Here is a 14,652-nt window from a genome sequence, read left to right on the forward strand (position 1 = left end):
GCGGAATATTCATCAATTGCCCGATTTGACCGGTGCGGCTGCGGACCGCCCTCACCACCGGCATCGGCACCCAGGGGAGACCATGACCAGCATCTCGCGCAGGACGGTGCTCAGTGCAACCGCCGCGACCGCGGCCCTCGGCGCGGTCGCGGCCTGCTCCAGCGGCGGATCCGGTGCGGGCCAAGGCTCCGGCTCCGGCGGCTCCGGCGGCGCGGGTGCCACCCAGGGCGGCAGCACCGGCGACCCGACCCAGGCCGTGGTCCCCAAGGGCACCCCGATCGGCGACGGCTCCAACGCGGACACCGGCCCGCAGCCGAACCAGCCCAAGCCCGAGAAGCTCAAGCCGGGCGAGCGGCCGCCGCAGTTCGTGGTGTTCTCCTGGGACGGCGCGGGCGGCACCGACGACGGCCAGTTCCCCCGCTTCCTGAAGCTGGCCGAGCAGTACAAGGCCACGATGACCTTCTTCCTCTCGGGCATCTACGCCCTGCCCAAGACCAAGGCCGACCTGTACCACCCGCCGAAGCACTCGGTCGGAGCCTCCGACATCCCGTACCTGTCGGACGGCGCGGTCAAGAGCACGCTCAAGCTCATCAGCCAGGCCTGGCTGGCCGGACACGAGATCGGCACCCACTTCAACGGGCACTTCTGCTCCAGCCGCCCCGACAAGAACGGGGTCAACATGTGGACCCCGGAGGACTGGCAGAGCGAGATCGACCAGGCCATCGGGTTCGTCACCCAGTGGCGCACCAACACCGGCTTCACCGACGTCGATCCGCTGCCCTTCGACTACAAGAAGGAGCTCATCGGCGGCCGCACCCCGTGCCTGGAGGGGCAGAAGGCGCTGCTGCCGACCATCGCCAAGCTCGGCTGGAAGTACGACGCCAGCTCCTCGGGCGGCCTCCAGATCTGGCCGCAGAAGGTACAGGACGGCAAGGTCTGGGACTTCCCGCTGCAGTCCATACCCTTCCCCGGGCACACCTTCCAGGTCCTGTCGATGGACTACAACATCCTGGCCAACCAGTCCAGCGGCAGCACCAAGGGCGACCCGGGGAAGTACGACGAGTGGCGCACCCAGGCCGCGAACTCCTACCAGGCCGGCTTCGACCGCGCGTACAACAGCAACCGCGCGCCGTTCTTCGTCGGCAACCACTTCGAGCAGTGGAACGGCGGCATCTACATGGACGCCGTCGAGCAGACGCTCAAGGCGATCGCGGGCAAGCCGGACGTCCGGCTGGTCTCCTTCAAGCAGCTGGTCGAGTGGCTGGAGGTGCAGGACCAGTCCGCCCTGCGCAAGCTGCGTTCGCTCAACGTCGGCCAGGCCCCGGCGGGCGGCTGGGAGACCTTCCTCGGCACGGCCGGCTGACGCACCGCCGGGCGGAGGAGCTGGCACCGCCCGGGAGTTGTGCGGCGCGAACGGCGCGGACGACGCGGCCGCGGGCGGGACGGTACGGCCGGCGGGGTTCGCACCCCGCCGGCCGCCGTCGTTCCGGGACCGGGGCCGGGGCAGCCCGGGGCTTGAGCGCCCCTGGCCGGACCGGACCGGCTACCCCGCGGCGGCGGTGTCCGCCAGGAGGCTGCGGACGATGCGGTCGGCCCCGGCCTCGCCCCAGAGGATCGAGTAGTGGTTGGTGTCCGGCACGGGCTCGGCCGGAACCCGTTCCCGGTCCAGCCCGGCCAGCCCGATCCGCCGGTGGTCGTAGAGTCCCTGCGGCTCGTCGAGCAGGCCGCGCTCCGCCCAGAGGAGTTCGGCCGGGCAGGGCAGCCGGTGCACGGCGGCGGCCGCGTCCTGGTCGAGGAGGACCTGGGCGCCGTCGGTCCGCACGGCCTCCGGCACGCAGGAGGAACGCAGGTCGGGCACCTCGCCGACGAGGTCGCGCTGGGTGTAGGCGTCGATCCCCTCGGACCACGCACCGCCGAAGGCCGGGTGCCGGCGCCAGAACTCCCGGTAGGCGTCGTGGTCCGGGAAGGTCATGGACAACCGGGTCAGCGCGGGGCCGAGCACCGCGGCCAGGGCGTCCTCCGCGGGGACGCCCTCCGGCAGCGGGAAGGTCACGGCGCCGTCCACCAGCAGGACGCGGCGGACGAGCCGGGGGTGCCGGACGGCGGCCAGGGCGGTGACCCAGGCCCCCATCGAGTGACCGACGACGACGGCGGGCCCCGCGCCGAGCGCAGTGATCAACGCGGCCAGGTCGTCGGCGTGCCGGGCCAGCCCGTACGGTCCGGCGACCGAGCGGCTGGCACCGCGGCCCCGCAGGTCCGGCGCCAGCAGGGTGACCCGCCCGGCGAGCCGCCGGGCGACCTCGTACCAGGCGAGGCCGTTGGCGGTGATGCCGTGCACCGCCACGACCGTCGGCGCCCCCGGGTCCTCGGCGGGCCAGCGCAGGACGGTCAGGTCCCCGCCGGGCACGGGGACGCTCGATTCCTCGGGTTTCAGCGGCGACTGGCTCACGCGGGGGTACCTCCGGTGGGACGGGCGGTCCGGACGCCGGCCGGCGTCCGGGCGGAGCGGGCGGCACGGATGCGGGCGGGCGGCTCCGGCCGGGCCGCCGGTCGGGGAGGCGGTCCGGTGGGGGCTGTCGAGCCGCGCACGGAGACCGGCTCCTCAGGGTACGGCGGGGCGGATGCCGGAACCGTAAGTGTGCGGGGGGATCGACGACATGTGGCCGAACGATGCATCAGCACGGCGGGATGTGGATCCGGTCGCCATACCGCCGACGACCACCACCCTGGCGCCGGCCCTCGGCCCGTGCAACGCCCTGGCGGCCCGGACCGCACGGGAGTTGCGCGACGGACGGTACGTGAACCCGGGCGTCGGCCTGCCCACCCCGGTCCCCAGCCACCTGCCGACGGGCGTCGAGGAGCTGTCGCGTCCGGCGACCGGAAGGGGAGTCTCCGGGGCGGGCGAGGGGCGGAGCGGTATCGCGCGGTCCGGTCGGTGGCGAATTCGTGGCAATAGCATCAACGGCCGCCGGAATGGCCGGGAACTGTGGCATCTTCACGCTCGTGCGGTGACGGTCCCCCCGATTGGTTGCGATCACCGTTACGCTCAGGGAGAGTTGAGGACTCCGGGGATCCCGACGTGACCGGAGGGGAAGCCGGAATGCGCTCCGGGATCCCGCATTCGGGGCCGCCGTGCCGGCGCGCGGCCGAACCGGTCGCACACACTGGATGTGCCGGAGGCCGGATGTGCCGTGCCGCCCGGGAACTGCCGGAAAGCCACAGTTCACCGGGCAGTGTTCCGTCCGGACGGCACGGACGACCCCGACGGCAAGGACGGCGCCGGGTCGGGACCACGCAAAGCCCAGCAATGCCCAGCAAAGCCAAGCAATGCCGAGCAGTGCCCAGCGAAGCCGAGCGAATGCCCAGCGAAGCGGAGCAAGCGAAGCAAGGCGCGGAACTCCGGGGGGAAACAGCCATGACCACGCCGTTCTCACGACGGAAGGGCGTCGGAACGGCCCGCGGGCGAGGTGCCGGGCGGCTCGACGAGGCCGCCCTGAGCGAGTTACCCGTACCCGAAGCCCCCTACGACTACGGCCACTTCAGCCGCCTGGCCGGCCCCGCGCACGATCCGGACGAGGACGACGACCTCGGCGGTGGGGTCTACCGCCCCGAGCCGCCGGTGCACCTCCCCGCAGCGGGCACCCGCCCCCCGGCGGCCACCCACCCGGCAGGCACCCACCCGGCGGCCCGGGCGTCCGGGTCCTGGCCCGAAGCGCCCCCGCCCGCTCCTTGCGCCGCCCCCTACCGCGTCCGGTACCGCAGCCTGCTGCGTCGCGAGCCGCACCGGATCCGGGCGGCCCTGTTGCTGACGGCCGCCCCCGTGGTGGAGGCGGTGCTGCTGGTCTGGCTGCTGCTGCCGGAGCACTGGCCGGAGCGGCTGGACGAGACGAACTCCCTGGTGCTGCTCGGCGACAAGGTGATGATCGGGATCATCGCCGTGGTCGAGGTGTTCCGACTGGTCAACGTGGTCTCCAACACCCACGCCACCCTGGTCGCCCGCGACCCGATCCCGGTGACCCCGGAGCCGGGCACCCGGGTCGCCTTCCTCACCACCTGCGTGCCGGGCAAGGAGCCGCCCGAGATGGTCCGGGCCACCCTGGTCGCGGCCCGCGCGGTGCGGCACGAAGGACCGTACGACGTCTGGCTGTTGGACGAGGGAAACGATCCTGCAATGCGGGCGCTCTGCGGCGAGCTGGGCGTCCGCCACTTCACCCGCGCCGGCCGCCCGCACTGGAACCGCCCCGAGGGCCGGTTCCGCGCCAGGAGCAAGCACGGCAACTACAACGCCTGGCTCCAGGCCCACGGCGACGACTACGACTTCTGGGTGTCCGTCGACACCGACCACGTTCCGCTGCCCGACTTCTGCGAGCGCATGCTCGGCTACTTCCGCGACCCCGACGTCGCATTCGTGGTCGGGCCCCAGGTGTACGGGAACTACCGCAGCTCGGGCTCGGCCGTCACCAAATTCTCCGAAAGCCAGCAGTACCTCTTCCACGCCCTCATCCAACGCGCCGGAAACCGTTACGGCGCGCCCATGTTCGTCGGCACCAACAACGCCGTCAGAATCCGCGCACTCCAGTCGATCGGCGGGTTGTACGACTCCGTCACGGAGGACATGGCGACCGGTCTGGAGTTCCACCGGAGCCGGAACCCGGAGACCGGGGACCGCTGGAAGTCCGTGTACACCCCGGACGTGCTCGCCGTCGGTGAAGGGCCGTCCTCCTGGACCGACTTCTTCTCCCAGCAACTGCGCTGGAGCCGGGGCACCTACGAGACGCTGCTCACCCAGTACTGGCGGGTGTTCCGGCAGCTCTCGCCGGGCCGGCTGCTCAACTACTCGCTGATGGTCGGCTTCTACCCGATGGCCGCGCTCACCTGGCTGCTCGGCGGCCTGTCCAGCGTGCTCTACCTGGGCTTCGGCGCCTCGGGCGTCCACGTCTCCTCCGAGATCTGGATGATGCTCTACAGCGACGCCGCCGCGCTCCAGCTCCTGCTGTACACCTGGAACCGCAAGCACAACGTGAGCCCGCACGAGCCCGCGGGCTCCTCCGGGGTCGCCGGGATGGTGATGTCGGCGCTCTGCGGCCCGGTCTACGCGGCCTCGCTGCTGCAGGCCCTGGTGCGCCGCCGCAGCCGCTTCGAGGTGACCCCGAAGGGCCGCTCGGCCAGCACCGACCGCCTCGGCACCTTCCGCTACCACCTGTTCTGGACGCTGGTGTTCGGCGGCGCGATCGCCGCCTCCTACGTCACCGGCTACGACCACGTCGCGATGCGCACCTGGGCCTGGATCGCCCTGGCCCTGACCCTCCTGCCGGTCCTGATCCTGGCCGGTGACGCCGTGCGCCGCCGCCGCACCCGGCCCACCGCGACCCTCACCGTCACCGGCGGTCCGGCGACGGCACCGAAGGTCCTCCTGGAGAAGCGCCGTCCGCGCCACGCCCGCGACCCCCGGTCACGGCAGTACACGCAGGACGGACAGCGCGCACAGTACGGACAGCAGGCACGGCAGCAGCCACCCTTCCCCCTCCCCGCACCCGACCGGGCCGAGAGCGGCACCCCCATCCACTGAGGGAGCACCCACCGTGAGGATCCACCAGACCGGCCGCACCAAGCGCCTCGCCCTCGGCAGCACCGTCGCGCTGGCGGTGGCCGGAATGAACGCGCCGGCCGTCCTCGGCTTCGCGAGCCGGCAGTACCACCACTACGTGGTCAACCAGCCCGAGTACAAGGCCCGGTACGGACACTGGCAGACCCTGACGCTGCCCGCCGCGTTCCGGGTCAACGCCGTCCACGCCACCCTGCTGCGCACCGGAAAGGTCCTGATCGTGGCCGGCTCCGGCAACGACGAGAAGCAGTTCGACGCGGGCACCTTCAAGAGCCTGCTCTGGGACCCGGCGCAGAACAGCTACAAACTGGTGCCCACCCCGGCCGACATGTTCTGCGGCGGGCACACCTCGCTGCCGGACGGCCGGGTCCTGGTGGCCGGCGGCACCCAGCGGTACGAGAAGCTGGCGGGCGCGGTGAAGAAGGCGGCCGGCGTCATGCAGGTGCGCAACGAGAGCCCGGAGCACGACCGGACCCTCCCGAAGGGCACCGTCTTCGTCGCCCCGAACGGCCGCGAGTACGCCACCACCGTCCAGGTGACCGTCCCGGCCGCGACCAAGAGCGGCTCCGGCCAGCAGACCGTCGTCACCGCCGGCCGCCAGCACGTGTTCGTGGAGGCGGTCGGCACCGGGCCCGACTACGTCGTCCCCTCCCCCGCCCAGTACCGGATCAAGGGCCTCGGCGGGGCCGACGCCCACGACCTCTACGGGCAGAGCGACAAGCTGACCCTGGACAAGCAGGAGTACCAGGGCATCCGCTCCGCCTTCGAGTTCAACCCGGACACCGAGCTGTACGAGCCGGTCACCGACATGGCGCACGCCCGCTGGTACCCGACGCTGACCGGGCTGGGCGACGGCCGGGTGGTCACCGTCTCCGGGCTGGACGACACCGGCGAGATCCTCGACGGCAACAGCAACGAGGTCTACGACCCGAAGGGGAAGACCTGGACCAAGGCCCCCGACCGCTACTTCCCGACCTACCCGGCGATCTTCCTGACCGCCTCCGGCAAGCTCTTCTACTCCGGTTCCAACGGCGGCTACGGTCCCGCCGAGAAGGGCCGCGTGCCCGGTGTGTGGGACCTGTCGGACAACGGCTTCCAGCCCGTGCCCGGCCTGCGCGACCCGGAGCTGACCGAGACCTCCTCCGCGGTGCTGCTGCCGCCCGCGCAGGCGCAGAAGGTGATGGTGCTCGGCGGCGGTGGCGTCGGCGAGTCACCGCTGTCCACGGCCCGCACCGACATCGCCGACCTCTCCGTCGCCGCGCCCTCCTTCGCCCCGGGCCCGGACCTGCCCGCCGGCGGCACCCGCTACCTCAACAGCGTGATCCTCCCGGACGACACCGTCCTCACCACCGGCGGCTCCAGCGGCTACCGCGGCCGGGGAGAGAGCGACCTGCTCAAGGCGCAGGTGTACCACCCGGACTCCAACAGCTTCACCACCGCCGCCGAACCGGGCGTCGGCCGCGACTACCACTCGGAGGCGCTGCTGCTGCCGGACGGCCGGGTCGCCGTGCTGGGCTCCAACCCGCTCTTCGCGGACAAGGCCGAGACCCAGCCGGGCGGCTTCGAGCAGCGCATCGAGATCTACACCCCGCCGTACCTGTACCGCGGCGACCGCCCGCAGGTCGGCGGCGCGCCGCAGGCGGCGAAGCTCGGCGGCACCGTGAACGTGGGCACCTCCCGGCCGGACGCGGTCGCCACCGCCAAGCTGATCCGGCCGAGCTCCGTCACCCACGTGACGGACGTCGAGCAGCGCTCGGTGGCCCTGGACATCACCGGCCGGACGGCGGACGGCGTCTCGCTCGCCCTCCCCGGCAACCCGAACCTGCTGCCGCCGGGCTGGTACATGCTGTTCCTGACCGACGCCGCCGGCACCCCGTCGGTCGCCCACTGGATCCGGGTCGACGGGTAACCCGGGGCGGGGCCGGCGGCCTCAGCGCGCCCGCTGGGGCGGGGCCGACGGCCTCAGCGTGCCGCCTGGGCCAGCCCGAGCGCGTACGGCAGCCAGAACTCGCCCGCCCGGGGCTCGCCGCGGCCGCAGTCGCCGTCCGACTCCCCCGGGTTCTTGATCCACAGGTAGGCGTCCACTCCGGGGCGGCCGGTGTCGGCGGTCGGCCGCTCACCGAGCGCGCGCCCCGGCGGGTTGCACCAGGAGTCGCCGCCCAGCGCGCCGTTGCCGCTGCGGCTGGTGTCGACGACGAAGGGCTTGCCGCCCAGCGCGGCGGAGAGCCTGGCGCCGTACGCCGCGTTCCGGTCGGTGTCGTAGAAGTTGGCGACGTTCACGGCGAAGCCGTCCGCCGCGGCGATGCCCGCCTTGCGCAGGGCGGTGGCCAGCTCGTCCGGGTCCTGCGCCCAGCCGGGGTTGCCCGCGTCCACGTACACCCGGACGTTCGGACGCTTCTTCAACTCCTGGACGGCGAAGGCGAGCAGGCCGTACCGCTCGGCGGCCAGATCACCCTTGACGCCGCAGGTGTCCAGGGTGTGCGCGACGGCGTCCGGCTCCAGCACCACCCACGCGCTGCGGTCGCCGAGGGCCTGCGCCACGCCGGTGATCCAGGACCGGTAGGCCGCGGCGTCGGGGGCACCGCCCGCCGAGTACTGCCCGCAGTCCCGGTGCGGGATGTCGTACGCGACGAAGACCGCCGTCCGGCCCGCCTCGGCGGCCCGCCGGCTCACCTCCTCGGCGATCTCCCTGGCGCCCTGCTCACCGAGCCACTGCGAGGAGGGCTGGGAGGCGATCCGCAGCAGCGTGTCGGCCTCCGCCGTCCTGCCCTGGCCACGCAGCGCGGCCACCTGCCGCGCGGCGTTGGTCCGGTCGGAGACGTAGAAGGTCTGCCCGGGCAGCTGGGCGAGGCCACCGGGCCCGTCGGCCGGACCCGCGCCGGTGGCGCCGCCGGTGGCCGCGGCGGTCGGGGAGACGGGCGCGGCACCGGGCCCGCCGCCGTCCGCACCGCTGCAGCCGGCCACGGCCACCAGCACACCGGCCAGCGCCGCCCGCACGGCCCACCGGGGAGCACCCGCCCACCGAAACGTCCTCGACCGCCCCAGCCCGTGCACGTACCGCCCCTCCCGGAACCGGTCCGGCGACCGGTCGGCACCAGCTAAGCACACCCGGCACCGGCCGACGGCCACCGGCGGTGAACGCCAAGTGGCCCTGGGCGAACGGGAGATCGAACCCGTCCGGACCACGGCCACCCCGCGCTCGGCGCAGCTCGGGCCCGGCCCTGCTCGGCCCCGCTGCGTGCTCGGCCCGCTGCGTGCTCAGCCCGCTGCGCGCTCGGCCTGCTGTGTGCTCAGCCCTGCTTCAGGTCCGGCACCCGCCAGTCGATCGGCTCGCCGCCGAAACCGTCCAGCGCGGCGTTGATCTGCGAGAACGGACGGCTGCCGAAGAACAGCTTGGCGGACAGCGGCGACGGGTGCGCGCCCTGCACCACCACGTGCTTCTCGGTGTCGATCAGCGGCAGCTTCTTCTTCGCGTAGTTGCCCCACAGCACGAAGACCACCGGCTCCTCGCGCTCGCTCACCGCCTTGATCACCGCGTCGGTGAACTTCTCCCAGCCCTTCGCCTTGTGCGAGTTGGCCTCGTGCGCGCGGACCGTGAGCACCGCGTTGAGCAGCAGGACGCCCTGCTCGGCCCAGTGCATCAGGTAGCCGTTGTCCGGGGCCGGAACGCCCAGGTCGGCGTCCAGCTCCTTGAAGATGTTGCGCAGCGACGGCGGCGTCCTGGTGCCGGGGAGCACCGAGAAGCTCATCCCGTGGGCCTGGCCGTTGTCGTGGTACGGGTCCTGGCCGAGCACCAGCACCCGGACCTTGTCGTACGGGGTGGCGTCGAGCGCGGCGAACTCCTGGCCGCTCGGCGGGAACACCTCGTGCTCCGCGCGCTGGGCCGCCACGAAGGCCTTCAGCTCCGCGAAGTACGGCTTCTCCGTCTCGGCACCCAGCACCCCGCGCCAGGACTCGGGCAGCTCCAGCCCGCCGCCCTCGCCGGCCTCGACCACGCCCGCCTCGACCGTGTCCGTCACGACATCTACCTCCCACACCGCGGCTGTTGCGCCGCACGCCCTCTTTCACCCCGAACGCTACACAGGCCCACCGACAGCCCGCTCCACAGGAGCGGCTGCCGGGGCACCCGCAGGAGCGACGTCGGGCCCGGGACGGGGACCGGCTCCGGCTTCGGGACCAGGACCGGCTGCGGGACCGGGACCGGTTTCGGGACCGGGACCGGGACCGGCCCGCCGGGCGGCGTCCCGGTCCGCGCGTTCCACCCGCCGGTGCTCCAGCACGTTCAGCGCCACCAGCAGCACCGCCAGCGTCGCCAGCACCACCAGCGCCGGCAGTCGCACCATCGCGGGCACCAGCACCAGCACCACACCCGCCGCGACGATCCGGGTCGTCGCGACCTGGCGGAACATCATCCAGCGCGTGTACCCGAAGGTCAGCAGGTACAGGCCGCACCCGCCGTACAGCAGCGCCACCGCCCCCGGTCCGAGTGCCTGCCACGGATCCGCGACCGTCTCCCCGAAGCCGACCGCGACCCCGATCACCCCGGCGACCAGCGCCAGGTGCCCGTACTGGAAGATCCGCCGGACCATGTCCCGGCGCGAGTCGGCGATCACCACGGCGTGCCGCATGGCGTCCGCCGCGTACACGAAGTACTGCCACCACAGGCCCGCCGAGATGGTGAACGCGACCGCGACGGCGGCGAGTTCGGCGGCGTCCAGCCGGACGGAGGCCGCCGTGCCGCCGATCCCGACGATCGACTCGCCGAGCGCCACCAGCAGGAACAGCCCGAACCGCTCCGGCATGTGCGCCGGGTGGTAGGCGACCTTCGCGAGCCGCCGCCGGAACACCAGCGGCGCGGCCAGGTCGCAGGACGCGGCCACCGCCCACAGCGCCAGCCGCGGCCCGTCCGGCAGCAGTCCGCCCGCCACCAGCAACGGCCCGCTGACCAGCACGCCCACCCCGTACGGGCCGCGCCAGACGCCCGGGACGCGCACCAGCAGGAGCAGCAGCACCACCCGGGCCAGCCAGTACCCGGCACCGAGCAGCACGCCCCGGCCGCCGTACGCGCCCGGGACCGCGAGCGCCATGAACAGGCCCGCCAGGCCGACCGCCAGGATGCCCAGGCGGTCCCGCAGGTTGTCCACGTCCCGGATGTTGGCCTGCACGGTGGTGCCCACCCAGCACCAGTACACCGGCACGAACACCACCAGCGCCCGGACCAGGCCGGCCCCGTCGTGGTGGTGGTGCAGCAGGCCGGAGACCTGGGTGATCGCGAAGACGAAGACCAGGTCGAAGTAGAGCTCCGCCCAGGTGACCCGCTTCTCCTCCGGGCCCGACGGATCCGGGCCCGACGGATCCTCCGGGCCCGCCGGTTCACGACCCACCGGCTCACGACCTCCCGGTTCCGGTGATACCCCCGTCGTGCTCATCCGCGCCCCGCCTCCCCGCAAGCCGAAAACCACGAAGCGGGCCCCGTCCCGGCGAACGGCCGGAACGGGGCCCGCGACAGCACCGCAGAGGTTAGACCAGCTCGACCAGGTCCGCGATCGACGTGACCACGCGGGTCGGCCGGTACGGGAAGCGCTCCACGTCGGCGGCGGAGGTCAGGCCGGTGAGCACCAGGATGGTCTCCATGCCGGCCTCCATGCCCGCGACGATGTCGGTGTCCATCCGGTCGCCGATCATCACGGCGGTCTCGGAGTGGGCGCCGGCGGTGTTCAGCGCCTCGCGCATCATCAGCGGGTTGGGCTTTCCGACGAAGTACGGGTCGACGCCGGTGGCCTTGGTGATCAGGGCCGCGACCGAACCGGTGGCCGGCAGCACGCCCTCGGGGGAGGGGCCGGTCTCGTCCGGGTTGGTGCAGATGAACCGGGCGCCCTGGTTGATCAGGCGGATCGCCTTGGTGAGCGCCTCGAAGGAGTAGGTGCGGGTCTCGCCGAGGACCACGTAGTCGGGGTTGTTGTCGGTCAGGACGTAGCCGGCCTGGTACAGCGCGGTGGTGAGCCCGGCCTCGCCGATCACGTAGGCGGTGCCGTTCGGGCGCTGGCTCTTGAGGAACTTCGCGGTGGCCAGGGCGGAGGTCCAGATGCACTCCTCCGGCACCTCCAGGCCCATTCCGGCCAGGCGGGCGCTGAGGTCGCGCGGGGTGTAGATCGAGTTGTTGGTGAGGACCAGGAAGGGCTTGCCGGATTCCCGCAGCCTGCGCAGGAACTCCTCCGCCCCGGGAATGGGGGTGCCCTCGTGGATGAGGACCCCGTCCATGTCGGTCAGCCAGGACTCAATGGGCTTGCGGTCTGCCACGTGCGTGTCTCCCGGAGTGTTGCAACGTCTTGCGTCGTGCGAGGGCCCTGACGCGGCACAGCCTAATCCGCACACCTGGCCGACGGCAGCACGTCCCGCCCACCGGAACAGCGCCGACGCGTCCTCCCGCCGCAGCCGGGAGGACGCGCCGGCGCCGGGCGCCTCAGGCGTGGAGCGGCGCGGGCTCGGGGAGCGGGACGGCCGGGAAGTCGATCTCGGTCCGGCCGACCGAGTTGAACCAGTTGGTGAAGGAGTTCAGCGCGACCGCGCCGATGATCTCGCCGATCTCTCCGTCCCCGTAGCCGGCCGCGCGCACCTCGGCGAGGTCCTCGTCGGAGACGAAGCCCTTGCTGCGCAGCACGGCCCGGGCGAACCGCAGGGCGGCGGCCTCCTTCGGGTCGGCGGCGCCGGCGTGGCCGCCGGCGGCGAGGTCGGCCGGGCTGACGCCGGCCCGGGCGCCCAGCACGTGGTGGGCGGCGTAGCAGTAGTCGCAGGCGTTCTCGACGGCGGTGACCAGGGCGATCTGCTCCCGCAGGCCGGCGCCGAGGCGCCCCTTGGCCAGGGCGCCGGCGAAGGCCAGGTAGGCCTCCAGGACGGCGGGCGAGGCGGCCATGGCGCGCATCATGTTGGGCGTCACGCCGAGGGCCCGCTCGACCTTGTCGAGGAGTGCCTTGGCGTCGGGTCCGGCGGTCGCGGGGTCGATCGTGCCGAGTCGGGGCATGGCTGTGCTCTCCGTTCGCTGCGATGGACGTTCATTGGCAGTGCCAAGTGATTGTTGGCAGTGCCAAATATAGTTGGCACTGCCTAGAATGCAAGGGCATCGAACGCCACCCAGCGGAGAGGACCCGACCCCATGGCGGATCAGCTGCCCGGGCTCTCCCCCAGCGAACAACTGCTGATCGGCCTCACCCGGCTCGGCCAGGCCGTCCGTCTCAGCACCTGGCACCACACCGGCCCGGTCCGGCTCACCCCGCTCCAGGCCGACATCCTGATGTTCCTGGCCGGCGACCCGCGGCCTCGCCGCCAGGGCGAGATCGTCACCGCGCTCGCCTCCACCGCACCCACCGTCAGCGACGCCGTCCGCGCCCTCACCGGCAAGGACCTGGTGGACCGTCGACGCGACCGGGCCGACTCCCGCGCCGTCACCCTGACCCTCACCGACGCCGGCCGCACCGAGGCCGAACGCCTCGCCGTCGTCCCCCCACCGCTCGGCGAGGCGCTCGCGGCACTCGACGAGGACACCGTGGCCGCGATGCTCCGCGGCACCACCACGATGATCCGCGCACTCCAGCGCCACGACGCCGTCCCGGTCTCCCGCACCTGCGTCACCTGCCGCTTCTACCGGCCCGACGCGCACCCCGAGGACCCGCGCGCACCGCACCACTGCGACTTCGTCGACGCCCCCTTCGGTGACGGCCGACTGCGCGTCGACTGCCCCGACCACGAACCGGCCGTCCTCCCCGACAACGAACCGGCCGTCCTCCCCGACGACGAGTCGGTGACCCTCCCCGACGACGGTCCCGCCCCGAGGCCGTCGACGCCCTCCGGGGGCCGTGCAGCAAACCGGGAGCAACCGGGCGCCTCGTGATTGAGTAGGCCGCATGAACCCGCAGACCTCCCGCCCCCGGCCCGACCGGCCGCTGCCCGACCGGCCGCTGCGCGTCGGCCTGATCGGCTACGGCCTGGCCGGCTCCGCCTTCCACGCCCCGCTGATCGCCACCACACCGGGGCTGCGGCTGGACGCCGTGGTCACCGCCAACCCCGAACGCCGCGAGCAGCTGGCGCGCGAACACCCCGGCGCCCGCGCCGTGGACACCCCGGAGCAGCTGATCGTCGACCCGGACGCACTCGACCTGGTCGTCATCGCCTCGCCCAACCGCACCCATGCCCCGCTCGCCCGCGCCGCCCTGCGGGCCGGTCTGGCCACCGTCGTGGACAAGCCGCTGGCCGGCACCGCCGCCGAGGCGCTGGAACTGTGCCGGCTCGCCGAGGAGCGGGGAGTCCTGCTTTCCGTCTTCCAGAACCGGCGCTGGGACGGCGACTTCCTGACCACCAGCCGCCTGGTGCGCGGCGGCGCCCTCGGCCGGGTCCACCGCTTCGAGTCCCGCTTCGAACGCTTCCGCCCCAAGCCCAAGCCGGGCTGGCGCGAGCTCGCCGACCCGGCCGAGGTCGGCGGCACGCTGTACGACCTGGGCAGCCACCTGGTCGACCAGGCGCTCACCCTGTTCGGGCCCGTCGAGACGGTGTACGCGGAGATCGACGTGCGGCGCGACGGCGCGGTCGTGGACGACGACGCCTTCCTCGCCCTCACCCACGCCTCCGGCACCCGCTCGCACCTGTGGACCAGCGCCATCACCCCGCTGATCGGCCCCCGGCTGCGGGTGCTCGGCGACACCGCCGGGTACGTCAAGCCCGGCATGGACCCGCAGGAAGCGGACCTGCGGGCGGGCCTGCGCCCCGACGGCACCAGCCCGTGGGGCGCCGACGACCCCTCGTACTACGGCACCCTCGGCACCGACGAGTCGACGATCACCCTCCCGACGGACCCCGGCGACTACCCCGCCTTCTACGCGGGCATCGCCGCCGCCCTGACCGACCCCGGCACCCCGCCCCCGGTCGACCCGCACGACGCGGTGGCCACCCTCACCGTCCTGGAGGCCGCCCGCGCCTCCGCCGCGACCGGCACCACGGTCCGCCTGCGCTGACGAACGCCCCGCCGGAACCTGTCGCCCCCGCGGACCCGACTC

General features: G+C 73.2%; 11 protein-coding genes and 1 pseudogene. 6 read left to right on the forward strand and 6 right to left on the reverse strand.

What is annotated here, in order from left to right; genetic code table 11:
- Positions 1 to 82 precede the first annotated feature (82 nt).
- A complete protein-coding gene (locus AB0D10_RS08375; protein ID WP_360253238.1) occupies positions 83 to 1,363 on the forward strand; it encodes a hypothetical protein in 1,281 nt (426 codons plus the stop codon).
- A gap of 180 nt (positions 1,364 to 1,543) precedes the next feature.
- Here the strand turns inward: AB0D10_RS08375 and AB0D10_RS08380 are convergent, their stop codons facing one another.
- Entirely contained in the window at positions 1,544 to 2,449 is a 906-nt protein-coding gene (locus AB0D10_RS08380) for an alpha/beta hydrolase (RefSeq protein ID WP_360253240.1), read from the reverse strand.
- 307 nt (positions 2,450 to 2,756) lie between these two features.
- On the opposite strand from AB0D10_RS08380, the pseudogene AB0D10_RS08385 reads away from it, so the two are divergent.
- The 3 genes and pseudogenes from AB0D10_RS08385 to AB0D10_RS08395 form a co-directional block, all read left to right on the forward strand.
- Positions 2,757 to 2,858 (forward strand): annotated as a pseudogene (locus AB0D10_RS08385) (succinyl-CoA--3-ketoacid-CoA transferase); the annotation flags it as partial.
- Between the two features lie 557 nt (positions 2,859 to 3,415).
- Positions 3,416 to 5,569: a cellulose synthase catalytic subunit gene (locus AB0D10_RS08390; protein ID WP_360253242.1), complete on the forward strand. Its 2,154-nt coding sequence runs from the start codon at positions 3,416 to 3,418 to the stop codon at positions 5,567 to 5,569.
- An 85-nt stretch (positions 5,570 to 5,654) separates the two neighbouring features.
- Positions 5,655 to 7,514, forward strand: coding sequence for a kelch motif-containing protein (locus AB0D10_RS08395; RefSeq protein ID WP_360253537.1), 1,860 nt, complete (start codon positions 5,655 to 5,657; stop codon positions 7,512 to 7,514).
- A gap of 53 nt (positions 7,515 to 7,567) precedes the next feature.
- On the opposite strand, the gene AB0D10_RS08400 is transcribed toward AB0D10_RS08395, so the two are convergent.
- From AB0D10_RS08400 to AB0D10_RS08420, 5 genes are all read right to left on the reverse strand, one after another.
- Positions 7,568 to 8,602, reverse strand: a complete 1,035-nt coding sequence (locus tag AB0D10_RS08400) for a glycoside hydrolase family 6 protein (protein WP_360253244.1) — start codon at positions 8,600 to 8,602, stop codon at positions 7,568 to 7,570.
- Positions 8,603 to 8,895: 293 nt separating this feature from the next.
- The gene (locus tag AB0D10_RS08405; protein WP_360253539.1) at positions 8,896 to 9,573 is read right to left on the reverse strand and encodes a uracil-DNA glycosylase; all 678 of its coding nucleotides are present in this window, start codon (positions 9,571 to 9,573) and stop codon (positions 8,896 to 8,898) included.
- A gap of 108 nt (positions 9,574 to 9,681) precedes the next feature.
- Positions 9,682 to 10,989, reverse strand: coding sequence for a low temperature requirement protein A (locus tag AB0D10_RS08410; protein WP_360253246.1), 1,308 nt, complete (start codon positions 10,987 to 10,989; stop codon positions 9,682 to 9,684).
- Positions 10,990 to 11,125: 136 nt separating this feature from the next.
- Entirely contained in the window at positions 11,126 to 11,905 is a 780-nt protein-coding gene (locus tag AB0D10_RS08415; RefSeq protein WP_360253248.1) for an HAD-IIA family hydrolase, read from the reverse strand.
- Positions 11,906 to 12,068: 163 nt separating this feature from the next.
- Positions 12,069 to 12,626 (reverse strand): carboxymuconolactone decarboxylase family protein, encoded by a 558-nt coding sequence (locus AB0D10_RS08420; protein ID WP_360253250.1) that lies wholly within the window; start codon positions 12,624 to 12,626, stop codon positions 12,069 to 12,071.
- Positions 12,627 to 12,758: 132 nt separating this feature from the next.
- On the opposite strand from AB0D10_RS08420, the gene AB0D10_RS08425 reads away from it, so the two are divergent.
- Entirely contained in the window at positions 12,759 to 13,493 is a 735-nt protein-coding gene (locus tag AB0D10_RS08425; protein ID WP_360253252.1) for a MarR family winged helix-turn-helix transcriptional regulator, read from the forward strand.
- 13 nt (positions 13,494 to 13,506) lie between these two features.
- Positions 13,507 to 14,610, forward strand: coding sequence for a Gfo/Idh/MocA family oxidoreductase (locus AB0D10_RS08430; RefSeq protein WP_360253254.1), 1,104 nt, complete (start codon positions 13,507 to 13,509; stop codon positions 14,608 to 14,610).
- The last annotated feature ends 42 nt before the right edge of the window (positions 14,611 to 14,652 follow it).

Origin of the sequence: Kitasatospora sp. NPDC048545 (genome assembly GCF_040651155.1) — a bacterium.
Lineage (GTDB): Bacteria > Actinomycetota > Actinomycetes > Streptomycetales > Streptomycetaceae > Kitasatospora.

What these genes read in the sequence shown, in the direction of transcription:
- AB0D10_RS08375 (WP_360253238.1), top strand. Translation starts at nt 83, where the DNA reads ATGACCAGCATCTCGCGCAGGACGGTGCTCAGTGCAACCGCCGCGACC.
- AB0D10_RS08390 (WP_360253242.1), top strand. Translation starts at nt 3,416, where the DNA reads ATGACCACGCCGTTCTCACGACGGAAGGGCGTCGGAACGGCCCGCGGG.
- AB0D10_RS08395 (WP_360253537.1), top strand. Translation starts at nt 5,655, where the DNA reads ATGAACGCGCCGGCCGTCCTCGGCTTCGCGAGCCGGCAGTACCACCAC.
- AB0D10_RS08420 (WP_360253250.1), bottom strand. Translation starts at nt 12,626, where the DNA reads ATGCCCCGACTCGGCACGATCGACCCCGCGACCGCCGGACCCGACGCC.
- AB0D10_RS08425 (WP_360253252.1), top strand. Translation starts at nt 12,759, where the DNA reads ATGGCGGATCAGCTGCCCGGGCTCTCCCCCAGCGAACAACTGCTGATC.
- AB0D10_RS08430 (WP_360253254.1), top strand. Translation starts at nt 13,507, where the DNA reads ATGAACCCGCAGACCTCCCGCCCCCGGCCCGACCGGCCGCTGCCCGAC.